General features: G+C 46.0%; 5 protein-coding genes. 2 read left to right on the top strand and 3 right to left on the bottom strand.

What is annotated here, in order from left to right; genetic code table 11:
* Window positions 1-22 precede the first annotated feature (22 nt).
* The 3 genes from BLR32_RS07280 to BLR32_RS07290 are packed head-to-tail and all read right to left on the bottom strand — an operon-like array spanning window position 23 to window position 9,645.
* A complete protein-coding gene (locus BLR32_RS07280; protein ID WP_089830141.1) occupies window positions 23-3,520 on the bottom strand; it encodes a hypothetical protein in 3,498 nt (1,165 codons plus the stop codon).
* A gap of 27 nt (window positions 3,521-3,547) precedes the next feature.
* Window positions 3,548-4,057 (bottom strand): hypothetical protein, encoded by a 510-nt coding sequence (locus BLR32_RS07285; protein ID WP_089830143.1) that lies wholly within the window; start codon window positions 4,055-4,057, stop codon window positions 3,548-3,550.
* A gap of 23 nt (window positions 4,058-4,080) precedes the next feature.
* Window positions 4,081-9,645 carry a PA14 domain-containing protein gene (locus BLR32_RS07290; RefSeq protein WP_089830145.1) on the bottom strand — a complete coding sequence of 1,855 codons (5,565 nt, stop codon included), beginning with the start codon at window positions 9,643-9,645 and terminating at the stop codon, window positions 4,081-4,083.
* 854 nt (window positions 9,646-10,499) lie between these two features.
* Here BLR32_RS07290 and BLR32_RS07295 point away from each other — a divergent pair.
* Both BLR32_RS07295 and BLR32_RS07300 read left to right on the top strand, forming a co-directional pair.
* Complete coding sequence (locus BLR32_RS07295; RefSeq protein WP_089830147.1) at window positions 10,500-11,441, top strand: hypothetical protein; 942 nt, start codon at window positions 10,500-10,502, stop codon at window positions 11,439-11,441.
* A 168-nt stretch (window positions 11,442-11,609) separates the two neighbouring features.
* Window positions 11,610-14,096 (top strand): eCIS core domain-containing protein, encoded by a 2,487-nt coding sequence (locus BLR32_RS07300; RefSeq protein WP_089830149.1) that lies wholly within the window; start codon window positions 11,610-11,612, stop codon window positions 14,094-14,096.
* The last annotated feature ends 72 nt before the right edge of the window (window positions 14,097-14,168 follow it).

The following is a 14,168-nucleotide window of genomic DNA, read 5'->3' on the forward strand; positions in this document are numbered from 1 at the left end:
TAATAGGGGGTACCAGGAATAATTAATCTTTTAACAATGCGCTTCTAGTCTCTTTGATGGTCTTAATACCACTTTCTGTTTCCCGCTTCAACCTGATCAACGTACCATCATCATCGTACTCATAGAAAGTTGCATAGTTATTTTCATCCAACTCTGCCATCAGTCGCAGGTCAGCCGGATTGTACACAAAAGAGCGCATAGTCGCATTATAAGGATGTATACGCAGGTCATCAAAGTAAACAGTAGATTTGCCGGTTGCCCGCAAGCTGACGCTCAGTTCAGTACCACCCACAGGTACTTTTACCACCTGCTCATATCGTTGCCATCCGTCGATAATAGCTCCCTTGGGCGTTGCGACCACTGTATAAGGTGTCGTACTCCGCGTCACTGAAATAACCACTCTGTTGTTCGTATAGGACAATCCCTTACAATCCATTTCTTCTTTCACCCATACACTGACCACTATCTCCTTACCTGCAAACGGCGAGTACACAGGAAGTATAGCATCCTTATTCGTACGGATACTACCGAGTACCTGACCTCCACTCACACAATTGTTGGCATTCTTGTTAAAGGAGAGATTAAACACCCCTGCACTATCCGGTAACATAGGAGCACTGATACCCGCACTCTTGCCTGCAGCTACGCGCAGACTGTATTTTCCCGTATGTTGTTGTGTAGAATCCAGATCACCTTTGTAGGAAGAGAAGTCAAAGCTTCTTCCACCGCTACAAGCCGTATCACAGGTAGCGCCACCAAAGAAATAATCCTCAAATCCTTCATAAGCCACTTCACGATACTGGCTGTTCTGTGCTACAGCTGTGGTTAATGCATCGTCAAATCCATAGATGGCAGCGTTAAAGCGCCCCAATGGATCTGTATTCTCCAGCTCAAATCCTTTTTTGTTATATAAAGTGGTGGTATTGTTCCATACCCAGCGGGAGGTATCATATTGTGGTTGCCATCCGGCACTGCTACCCTTCTTCCAGAAAGCAACGAAGTCTTTGATGGTACCATCTGTCCTCACGTTGGTAGCCGTTGCCGTGCTACTTTCCGTTCTTGCTGCATAGTATGAATAACTCCGCTGTACCTTCCAGTTACCCAGCAGACCATAGGTATATGGGTTCACACTAGTATCAGTTACTGCACTGTAGCAGGTCAGGTTATAAGGAGCCAATGTGACATTAACATCTGCATGAATAGGATTCATACAGATATCAGAATAGATCACTACGTGATAATTACCGCCGCTGTTGGGTGTAACCGGAGATAATACCGGGTTCTGTAAAGTACTGCTGAAATGATCAGGACCTGACCATGCATAGGTGATGGCTGTTGTAGGCAGGTTGATGATCTTGAATTCGATCCTGTCGCCGATACAATAGGTCAGCTTATCGGAAGTGGCCAGTTCTGCGGTTTCGAAGTCGATGATCTTTAATCGTTGCACAGCAGCCGCACCACATTCATCTTCCACGCGCACATCATAGTTCTGGTTTTTTATCAGCTCATAGGCCCCACCGGAAGTAGCGGTACTGAACTTACCAGAGGTATTGGTGGCCCAGTATGGCCCTGTAGTACCTTTTCCTTCTGCCGCCAGTCTGTAGGTGAATACACCTGTAACCGCCTTACTACCACCTGCTGCAACAGCCACTATACTACCGGAATTATCAGGCGCACCGGGACAAACCCATCCCAGTGAGTTATTGACATCAACGATCAATGGCTTATAAGTGAAGTTGATCTCTGTGATATTCCTGCCATTCCCGACAGAAGAGTAGTCAGATATAATACTTGGATACGACGACATACCTAAGCGGTATAAGCCTTCTGTTGGCAGTAGCAGGGAATCTCCAAGTGTAACGATAGAATTATCAAAACCTACAGAACCCTGCGGCCCTCTGAGTATCCTGAAATAAACAGGCATGCTGGTACCATGGTACATACTCGTACCTGTAGGTTTTATTTTCAGTCCGGTACAGGTCTGCTCCTGATCATAGGTGAAGTTGTACCTGTATACATCGTAGTCTGTTACCGTCACCGGCAGATCGTAAGTTCCGCAACTATCTGTGACCCGGAACAAATAGCTGCCCGGATAAAAATAACGGGTAGGGCCTGTCGTAGGGCTATACACAACCCAGGTGTTACTTATGTATGAACTGTCAACCGTTCCCGTATAAGTATAATTAGAAGGGCTGAGCAGGGTCACGGTGGTACCTCGCGTGAGATATCCGGTAGACTTATAGATCATGAATAATACAGCGCCATCGTTTCCTACATACCCTCCGTTGTCGCTTATAATCACGGAATATGGGTTTGCCACTGTTCCATTCACAACCACGTTTCCATCAAATATGGTAGTACTGTCTGCAGTCACTCCTTTCAGGCGGTAATTACCAAAAGGAACGTTCTTCATTGTCTGGGGCCCTGTGCGGCTCTTTATAGTATCGTAACGGTATTCATTGGTCGTATTATTCTTAAATGAAACGTATACCGGATAGCAAATAGGATAAGTGGTATCTACATAATAGCCTTCATCAAAGTTGACATTGCAATTCAACTTATAATAGTTATACAGGTAGGGAAGATTGATGTTGGCAGGATAAACGAATTCATCACCACAAGGTGTTTTTATGTAGTAAGTAATCTTTTTGTTATAAATATCTTTAAAGGACTGTCCGGCTGGCAGCGTAATTGTATCAATATGTCCGAACTGTGTGTAGGCAGTTTTCGGCATACCATCATATGATATGGCATAGGTAAGAGGGGTATTCGGCCGGATATAATCCATAAACAGACTGTTCGTATTAGCAACGGGCGATCTGACAATAAATTTATTGCAGGTATTCTTTATCCCACCTACTTGTTGCGCATAAACGTCACTGGTTGTCATGAGTGGCAGCTCATCGATAGTCAGCGTCTGAACAGAAGCCGCTGCTCCGCAGGCATCTGTAATAGAGACATTATAATTCCCGGGAGGCATACTATCAATCACAAAACCACTGCTGGCAGTAAACGATACCCGTCCGGTATATGCCGCTGGTTTATTCGTGATACTTACCTGATATGGCAAGCGTCCATTCGAAAATGACACGTAAGCCTGTCCTGTACGACAACCACGCAGCGCAACACGTTGCTGGCTGATGGCGGCCCTGAAAGGAACATAGTTGCCCGGCACTACTACATCAACAGTAGCGGAGACTACTGCGTTATTACAGATCCCTTTAGCCAGGGCGCGGTAACTACCCGCCGGAATATTTTCAAATACAGAAGAAGTATTGGGGGCCACACTGTAACCACCGGAAGTGAGCGGATCCAGGCTGAATAACATATCTGTCACATTCCCTGCGCCGGTACCGGTAAAAGACAGCGTGATCTTACCGCTGGCAGCGCAATTGGAGGGTTCAGCAACAGCGCTGATCCCCCAGGCCGGACATGTTTGCGCCCTGGTTATACCGGCAAACAACAACAGTAATGCTGGCAAAAAGAGAAAATACTTACACCTGAATATCTTGTATATCATTGGTATAGCGATAAATCGGTTAACGAACTACTGTTTCTTTTTATAGTAACCGGTACACTCCTGCACCACCGGAAGATTTCTGCCAGTGTCCATAAAGGAAGACCTGGGCAATTCAATTACCAGTATACCTCCATTCTGCATCTTATACTTGTAGGGCAGATATGGCGCTTCCAGGGGTGGTTGTCCGGGCACTGCACTCTGTGGAGAATGCATCTCTGCTTTCTGATATAATAGCACATCTTTCCCTCCCAGGCGGTACTTGCCGGTTTCTACGAATCCTGAAGCATTGGTTATTCTGCAGTTCTCTCCATTCACTTCTATCTTTACCGGAACAAAGCCTGTCACATCCTTAAACTCAATTTGCTTCGTTATTGTCTTCTCTTCCAGTACCTTGTTATCCTGCTGAGACAACAACCTGGTCTCAATCTTCACTATCTCCCACTCTCCAGTAACGGTGGGCTGGCTTTCCTGCGCAGCAGCAACACCATAACCCGCTACAAGTACTATCAACAGCGCAAGTATTCTCTTTATAAACATGTCATTCGATTTTTTATAGTCATTTAATTAGCGCAAACTGCCTTCTGTTTTTTCTTATCAGCTACCTTCCAATCCTGCTTATATTCAACAGCATTCGCTTTTATCACTCTTGAACCAGCATCTATCACCAGCTGGTATTTATCGCCTTGTTTCACCAGCGGATTATTCAGCATAGACGCCTCTCCCACCGCCGTGCTCATATTCTTTCTACCCGAACGCATGATCTTCATCATCACATCATTGCCAGAGAATGGCACACCATCTGCGTTCACGAAATAGATATCAGGCGTACCGCCGCTCACTGCATTGGCATCTACTGCATACAATACACTGCTGGTACGGAAGGTCGCGATCTGCGGTGTACAATCTGTGCCACCTGTCTTTACTTTAGAGCCCACCAGGATCACATCTCCACTGCTGAAATAGTTTGCCTCTGTACCGGCAGTAATGCCTTTCGTGATCTTGCCCGCGGAGATGAATATATTATCCAGCAGCACATCCACGTTCTTATAGGCGCCACTCATACCATCGTATGTCCAGCCTGAAGGCCAGGTAAAATGATACACCGGATCGCCAAAGAGGTTCTGGGTACTGGTCAGCACCACATTGCCGGTTTCATTGTCGTATGCTATGTTGCGTGTCACTACCCTGCTGCCTTTATCAATTACCACCACGCTGTCAAGCAAACCATGGCGACTGATCACCTTAGTGGCTGCAACAGATTTGAACAATACCTCCTCTCTTTGCGCCAGGTTCCATAAGGTCGGGATGAGGAATACCGGTGGTAGACTGAATGAGAAGAAGTCGCCATTCACGTTAAAATTGTTGGCATTGGTGACGCTCTTCTGATGACGCATATCCAGCATCAGCTCTACATCTTCACCCACTGTAGCCGCTGTGTCTACCACACCATCCGGATTAATAGTAGTAACAGTACTGATCAGGTGTTTGAACTCAGCTTTAGGTACCTCTGTTCTGTAGAAATTCTCTGTATAAGAAATAGGATTGTCAGCGTCTGTTTCCGCATAAGTGCCCTGAGAACGTATCTTGCCATTCATGTCATTCAGCTCCACTTTAAAGCCCTGACTGATGGCTACAAAATGTTTCGCATTGATACGCAGGAAGTTGGACAGTGCCGGCTTAAAACGTTTCTTGCCATCTGCCACGAGGGTCATATCTGTCAATACCGGGAAATCATAGGTAGTATAGAAGCGGACTTCTTCAAAACCACTGGCAGAGCGTACATTCTTTGAATTAAGAGAACGTACCCTTACTTTTCTGTATCCTACGGATGGTGCAGGAAAGAACGATTCGCATAAAGGCTCTTCGGTATAACCCAGATTCACAGGCGCCAACGCAGCCACCTGTTGTTTATATTCTAATGGCTGACGCCATGGATTCTCTTCATTGCCTATCATCGGTTCATAACTGGCCACACCACTGCTGATCTCCACAGGTGTTCTGTTCACTTCAGTTGTAGTCGTATACTGATATTCTGTCCCGTATACAGACTCCTGCTGTTTGGTCATGGCATTCCAGTTATCATATATCCTGATCCGTTTTACACGGAGACCACCGCCGTATTTCTTATAGAATGGATTATCCAGTCTTACCATCGTGCGCGAAGTATCTATCTCACGCATCCAGGCTTTGGTCCTGGCAGCTACGTTATAAGTCAGGAAGGTATTATTGATATTATCCGCTTGTGAAAGCAGGATCTTGATAGCATCGGAGAACCCGAAATCGTCTCCGGTATCTGATCCGGGATAGGCTTTGGAAGGCAGGTTCAGGCGGAGATACTGGATAGCTGCCTGCGCCATCGGACTGAAGATGCTCGTTACCTCACCCGTATCGCCTCCTGCAGTAATGGCTTTTACTTTGATCCAGATCGTATTGCCATTATTGAAGTAGCCATATTCGTTATCGTCGATGATAGCATAACAAGGTACATATTCTCCACCGCTGCCAAACTTATCTCCCGGCACCTGTACATATAAGCGGAAGTAAAGACGGCCATTCAATCCTTCAAGATATCGTGAATATAGATCCTGCCTGCTGCTTACTGCTTTGGGTACATTTATGGCAACATACCTGTAATCTATCAATCCATACAAAGAGCGGTTCAGATCACCTGTACTATTAGGAGCTGTAGCCGAGAAGCCGGCTACTTTAAACATCTGCGCTGCACGCTTGTTCTGTACATAGGCATAGTCATCACTCTCATAATCAATCTTCATGCGACCGCCGCCGGGCAATATGATAGAATCCAGCGTCCATGCTGCCGCATTAGCAGCCGCCAGTGAGCTGTCCTGTAATGCATAAGGATACTCTGCATTATTGATCTGGTTTGACGATGTATAACCCGGGTTCTGTGTTGCAGGTTTATAGTTGCCCCAACGGTCATACGACTTGGCATTATACACCGGGTTATTTTTATTGTAACTAAACACATAAGGATTCCGCTTGCCCTTATCATTGCCGTTATAAGTAAACCATACGCGTTTCAGCGTCAACTTACCATTATTATTCAAAGGCTTGTTCACACCAGGACACAACTCATAGGTATATTCAAAGTGAACGGTCTTGATAGGTTTTGCCCCTGTATTATATTTCTGAAAATCTGCTTTAGCATATAGGTTGATCTCATCCAGCTTGCGGGCTACACGTCCGGACTGCTTTACACCGTTCTCGTTGATCGCAGGCAGATCATCACGGTCGCTTGTTTTGAAGGTAGCGATCATTGTCTTTGACTCAATGGAATGGAGGTACCACAACTCTTTCTCCCCTGTTACGTAGCTGCCTTTATCGTCCCTGTTATCTGTTCTCAGGCCTTCATTATATGCAGCGCTGTCATTGGCCGGTGTTCTCCACTGGTAAGGATTTCTTATACCTGCAATCTTTGTATAATTGAATTTAACAGCCGTTCCCAGGTCATCATCAGAAATACCATCTCCTGTAACATCAGCATAGTCAGGAGAGACGATGCCAGTCAGCAGGAAGGTATGGGCATAGGCCGGGAGCTCTTCACTGTTAAAATAATGGTCATTACCTTTGTTGTTATCCAGTGTATTATCAGATCCAATGGCATATTTCACCATTCCCTCATTCCTGTTGCCACCGGAAGCAGCTACGGAGAATGTTACATCCTTCTGTTTCAGATTGTATACCGGAATGCCGTATACATAGCGGCGTCCGTCGGTATTCAGCACACTGATCTCCGAGATGTGATCAGGCTTGCGGAACTGGTTCACACGCTTCTCTCTTGAGAGCAGGCTATTACCTACAACAAAGGTGTCCTTATCCGGCATCAGGTAGAGATTCGAAGTAGGAATAGGCACTTCAGTGGTACCCAGCGGTTTCCACAACATCTTCATTACTACGCGCCCACCTGCCTGATAATACTCTGCCTTCAGGTTATACAATTCGCCTGCTACCAGGTTTACCCACGCGGTGTCCTGTTTATCCGCGTGATCATTCCAACGGTCTATCAGTAATGTATCATTCAGGTATATTCTTACACCGTCATCACTACGTGTGCTTATACGGTAGCGTCCTGTAACATCCGCTTTCAGTCTGCCCGTCCAGCGTACGGAGAAGTTATTATCCAGGTTTACACCTGGGGGCACGTTAAGTCTGATCTCATCTTTATTGGCAAAGTTGACAAGGGGATCGATACGCTCGAATAACCTCTCTTCAAATTTCTTTCCTTTGAAATATTCTGCTTTCAACCCTACACCCTGTCCGTTTACATTATCAGGAAATTCAACACTACAGCTACTCAGGCTGAATAAGTTCGGTGTATAGTTCTCAATATATTTTGAAAGACCACCTACACTCGCTTCACTTGCCGTCAGGTAAGAAATCACCTGGCTGCGTTTATCGCGTGTAGTTTTATACACGTTATCAGGTGTGAGGGTCTTTTTTGCTACCAGTTTCTTATTACGATAAGCATTCAGTCTGTTTGTCGCCTCAATAGTAGGACTGCTATTACTTGGCTGATACAGGTCTACAGCCACCACATCATCACCACCAATAGCATCATAAAATGCTTTTGTGTTACCACTCATTTCTCCTGGGTTCCTGAAATACGCGCTTTCGAATGTCTTATCAGACTTCCTGAATGCCACGGTACTTGCCAGTGGATTCTGTTCCACCCAGGGTCCTACCTGTGTATAAGCGCGGGTAAGACTCAGGTCAACACCACCATGCACCAAGTCTCCGATACCGATATCCGTACTAAGCCTATCTGATTTATCCCTTGATCTCATCGCGTGATCATACACATACCCGATGTCTCCACGGTAAGCGCGGAACATACCGCCACTGCCTTCTCCGGAGATGGCAAATACATCATAGGTATAGGAAGGAACGCCGATATTAGGCACGGCAGGCTTTTCCCTGTAAGCGATCTCTCTGTCACGATTGTAATCCAGTAAGGCGCCTTCATTGCCATTCGCTTTCTGGTAGTTCAGATATCCATAGGCAGGTAAGGACAGGCGTTTATCTGCATCAGCAATATCCTGTAAGGATACATATCCTGTGATATAGAAACTGGGGTGCACTACCTTGGTTTCATAGCCTATCTTGGCGGTATAGCTGAATGATGTATTGGTATAGGCAAGATTCATCGATGGCATGAAGGCCGGCTGTGCAAAGGAAATATAACTGGATACAGAACTACCCTGCTCTGCAACGCCCCTGCAATTTTTGTCGTCCACTGTATACTGGCGCAGGCCTGCGGAGAATGTCAGTGCCTTCAATCCTTCGCGTGCATTATAGGAAAGTCCTGTAGATACGCTGCCACTCATTCCACCATGCTCTGATGCATATTGATCTGCGAACTTGTAACTGAAGGAAGTACCCAGTGTCACGCCATCCTGCGAGCTGTTGGTAATAGAGAGTCCATTGGTGAACCGGCCCATGCTGCGTGAGCCTACATTGATATTAGCGTTCACGCTGGTTTCCATTCCCCAGCCTTTATAGGTGTTATACAATACGCCCATACTGCCACCAATGCCGAAGCCTACGAACTTACTCAGCCCTGTTACTTCCACATCAGCGCCGGAAGTAACGCCAATCGTTTTGTTCTCCTTCATATTGGACGCCTTCTGCACGGTATCCGTACCGTTAAAGTCGTCTGGCAGTCCGCGCATGTTCCTGGTGATGGATCCGGGATTGATGTTCCAGCCGAGTCCTACCCAGCTGGCCTCCTGATCCATGGAAATGCCGCTGTTGTAGCCGAGTGCCAGCGGATAACCGCCTACGTCCATCAGGGGGATGTTGTAAGAGAGGTCGCCGGAGAACAGGTCCACCATCTTATCGCTGTTGACGGAGTGAAAGGACTGGCTTTCCGGCTGTCCGGGACCGCCAAAATGTTTTTCTATAGCCGGCTCTTTTAATTCCACATCTGCAGCAACAAGGGGTGCCGTCAGTGTGTTTCGTATGCTGCCTGTCGTAGTATGGCTGTAATGCCAGGTTATCCGCGGTGCGGCAAATGCGTATGCGGGCAATACTGCTTCACAATAAAGTAAGATGAGCATGGTGATGGCAAATGCTTTCTTACCTTTTGCAGCGGTCTTCAGTATCATTGAGAATATATTTTAGTATAGGAAATAAGGGTCCTGTTCCTCTTGAGGAGAGGAAGCCACAGGTATATGATTATCCGGCAGGTGATGTACCTGTTAGCTGATATACATATTTAACCTTGTATGCGCTGGATAGTACATTGCTGGACTGGTATCGCCCATAGGGATAACTCGTTTCATGAGTAGAGGTTTTTATATTATTGTGCTACGTGAAAGATCCGCCTGTTGTCTGTGTTACAACATCAAATCGTCAGTTACGTCAGATTATTTTTTGGTTTACTGGGCAACAATGCTCGGGCTCGGGTGTCTCTTAATGAAATATCGGTTCGTTGCTAAATTAACTCGAGTAGTAAACCTACGGACAATAACGTATATTTCAAAACATTTATTAAAAAAATTTATGGTGTTAGGTGATAGTGAAACGTATAAAAGCTTTCCGCTGATTTCTTCGTATATTTATAGTGTATACAGGTATCTCTGATGCCTGTTTTTCCTCAGTACCGCACATGTCTTTTATAGGCTGACGTTATTATTCCATGTACAGGCTTTTACTGCCGGTTTTCCCCTTGCCATTCCCAATGGCCCTTCACCCCTGATTTTCTTTCAAATACTAACAATCTCCGACATAAGCATTTGCCTTGATCAAGTCCAACTCAAGTCCTACTCATGTTCGATTGAAGTTCTATACTATAGGCTCATTACAGGCTGATTATAAGGTTCTTACAATAGCCCATAGGGATATGCAAGCGTACCTTTTATGTCCTTGTCATGTATTTAAGGAATAAAGGAAATATGCTACAAAGAAGCTGCTTTAATACCAACTTTTCCGTAAATTGAATAATAATCTATTGCATGTTATGGCCCAAAACTTTAATATCCTTACACAGGGTCTTTCCGGCCACGTCGGAGACCTGATCTATTACGAACGCAACGGCAAACAATTCTGCCGTAAAATGCCCCAGTATGGCCCGGACAGTATGTCCGCCGCCAGTAAACAAAGCAGCCGCGAATTCGCAAAGGCCAGTAAGGCCGCAAAATCGATCCGTTCTGCCCTGAATGGCATATGGCAGCCAGCGCAGGACGAAACGACCGTATACAGGCTAAATAGTGCCGTTTATGCGGCGCTGAGAGAAGACTACCATCCAAGAGGCAAACGTATATTCACTGCCGCTGCTTTACACCAGCATCTGAAAGACTTCCGGTATAACAAAAAGGCCGTCATGACCATTGGCGGTATAGACACCATACGCCAGGAGAACGGCAATGTAGTAGTGAAACTGCCTACTAACTGGCAACACTGGCTGAAACCGCCTAAGGATGCCCGTTATATACAGCTCCAGGCGGTGGCACTGGATATGGACCTTGAGCAGAATATCTGCCTTGGTAGCACGACAGCTGCGAGTTGTGTTCCTTTGGGAGAGCAACAACATAGCCTGGTATTGCCGGTAAGGCCGGCCAATGCCACTGCTACGATCGTTCTTTTGCAGATCCGTTTTCTGCATGCGAATACAGGTATTCAGGCCGCGGGTACTGTCAGCAGTGAACAAGCTTTTGTAACAGCGGTATTGGAGCCGGTATTGCCATTGGAAGAAAAGGGGCAAGCGGCTAAAACACCGAGGATAGCGAAGAAAAACCGCTCTGCGGCGGAGATGCTGGCTGTTAGTCGGCAGGGTAAAGTACGTGTGCCTGTTAGCAGGGAGGAGATTGAGGAACCTCTTATTCAAAGGATGAATATACCGGAAAGAAGCGTTTCGCTGGCAGTATTTCATCAATATGATTATGATCAGTTCCTGGTTTGATGTAGTGTCTTTTAAAGCTTAAAGATTATTCACAGTGATGCGATGCGAGTCGTGCCTTTTCCCATGCAAAAGAGCCATGGGCAGGGGCGCAATCCACGTGCCATTCCTCATATTTTAAAAAACTGTTCAAAATTATTCTCTACATTGTAGGCATATTCCTACAACTCTATGCCACATGAACATCAGGCAACTCAGGCCAACCAGACTGCTACTCGTTCCATAGCAGATAACCAACATTCATCAGGGCTATCGAAACCTGCTGTTCAGCCATTTCAAAAGATGCCATCCTCCGCACCTGCGGGGAATAACAATAGCCATCCCGGATCGGCCAACACACAACCGTTTCAATTAAAACCAAACGATACAGGTCTGCCGGACGATTTAAAATCTGGTATTGAAAGTTTGAGTGGATACTCTATGGATGATGTCAGGGTCAATTACAACTCTGCCAGGCCAGCGCAATTGCAGGCGCATGCTTATGCGCAGGGCACAGACATTCACATCGCCCCGGGACAGGAAAGGCATCTTGCACATGAAGCATGGCATGTAGTACAACAGAAGCAGGGAAGAGTATCACCAACGGTCCAACTGCAGAAAGATATTCCCGTGAATGATGATGCGGGGCTGGAGCAAGAGGCAGATATCATGGGGGCAAAGGCATTGCAACGCGCCACTATAGGCCCAATACCTTTGCAGTATAAGCGTATAGAAAAGCCTGTATTGCAAGGTGCTTTCCTGGATATAGCCGCCAACAACTTTAAAGATTATATCACGGAGCAGGAAACAAAACAAGCGGAAATAGGTGCACACAGGGAATCATTTACCACTGTAGGCTTCGAGCATGAATTCACCCAGACAGAAGGCGAAGGAAATGTGTTAGCAGGTATATCGCATCTGGAGCTTGCCAAAGCCCGTCCGCTGGCATTTACCAAATTACCGTTTATACTGGAAACTGACGCCGCCAATGCACTGGAACTGGTAAGTCCTCCATTCCTGATCAAAACACTGTCAAACTCGATGATCCCTGATCCTGCAGATGTAGAAAAGGTGGATAGTATCATACGGGCCAACCTGGATACATTGTCGAAGAAGGGAACCATTGATGGAATGATCAAGGGATTCCAGACAACAGGGCTTGACTTTTCTGCGGCCGAAAACCTCAAGATCCAGCAGAAGAACGTATCCCATAAGAGTGGGGTAAAAGACTATGCCAGCATGCCTGAGCTGGATTTTACGGAGCTGAAAAAGATAAAGATCAAACCTTCTGAAAAAGGTGGCGGCATCACCAGCCAGGTAAACTTTGCTACAACAGCGCAGACCTTTGATGATCTGCAAAACATTAATAAAGAAGATGTGCTGGATACTTCCGGAGCCAGAACACCCGGATTTAATCCCAAAGCGATACTGGCCACTCTCGAAGCCGGCATTAAGGCAGCCATTGCACAAACCGGTATTGCAGATACACCTGGTCTCAAGATCTTTATTAACCAGCTTGCACGTACGCTGAGCGGACAGTTTGCCGTTCCGGCTATAGAGCATGTAATGAATGAACAGAAGAAGATATATGATGGCACTTCTGACCTGGCCAGTACTCCGGCAGCCACCTCAAAGTTCCGTTTCAATGCTTATTTGTCAAGCGCAGTAAAGGATGTGGACGGGGCCTGGATCAAGGACAGTCTGATGAACATAGGGCTAGGTGTATTAGACAACGAAGACTGGACAGCCATCAAGAGCATGGTAGCCAATAGCAGACTTGCGGATGGCATCAGAGGCCTGGCATTGCCGGAGTTTACGAACATAAACGGATTTGAAAAAGAAACAGATAAGGAAGCCGGAAACGTGCTGATACAGGAAACATTGAGATTGGCAAAGGAAAAAATGCTGGCGGCACTTCCAATTATTTCAGGGCAGATAGACATGGTCTATAGCCATGATCTTATGACCAAAGAAGGTAAAAAGACTACGGAGCTGGGCATTTTCCCCACTGAAGCGGTAGCCTTTATGGGGCACAATGATCAGATGATAGGTGCAAGACAGGATACTTATATCGATACAAGAAAAACACAGTTGCCCCAGGTAACCGGTGAACGCCTGCATGTAGCAGAAACACGCAGAGACGGTATAGATAGCCTGTATAAACTGGCTTTTAATACAGATAAGCTGGATGACAAAGGATTGGACGCAATGTGGGATTTTCAGGCAGCTAAGGTGGCGGAGATAAATACACAGATTCTGGAGTTACAGCTGGCTAAGGCCGACGCAGAAAAAGACATCAAAGACATTAGAGATAAAATAGAGGAGCTGGAGCCCATGGCAAAAACGCTTTACGAAGGGTACGACGCTGCGTTGGAGGAATTTAAAAAGACCTATCAGGGCAAGCCCAAACAACTTGTAGCGCAGTTCGAGAAAGCCTTTGATCCTGGAGGTATCAAAGATAAACTGGCCAAGCAACAGAAAGCATTACCAGGAAAAGTCAGACAGCAAACACCCATTATTGAAAAGAAGAAAAAAGAAATTACGGCCAAGCAGGAAGAACAGGCGCCATACAAGCTTTTGATGAAAGAGATAGAAGCACGTAAAAAGCAAAGAAAGATAATGCAGGAAGTACGGCAACAGATATTGAAGCAACAGATGGAACAGCAGCAACTGTTCTAATACTGCATACGCCCTTCACAAGACAAGTCTGAAATTTTCACAGCCTATGGCAAAAGCTGACAAGCCTGTATC

Source organism: Chitinophaga filiformis (genome assembly GCF_900102545.1).
Classification (GTDB): Bacteria; Bacteroidota; Bacteroidia; order Chitinophagales; family Chitinophagaceae; genus Chitinophaga; species Chitinophaga filiformis.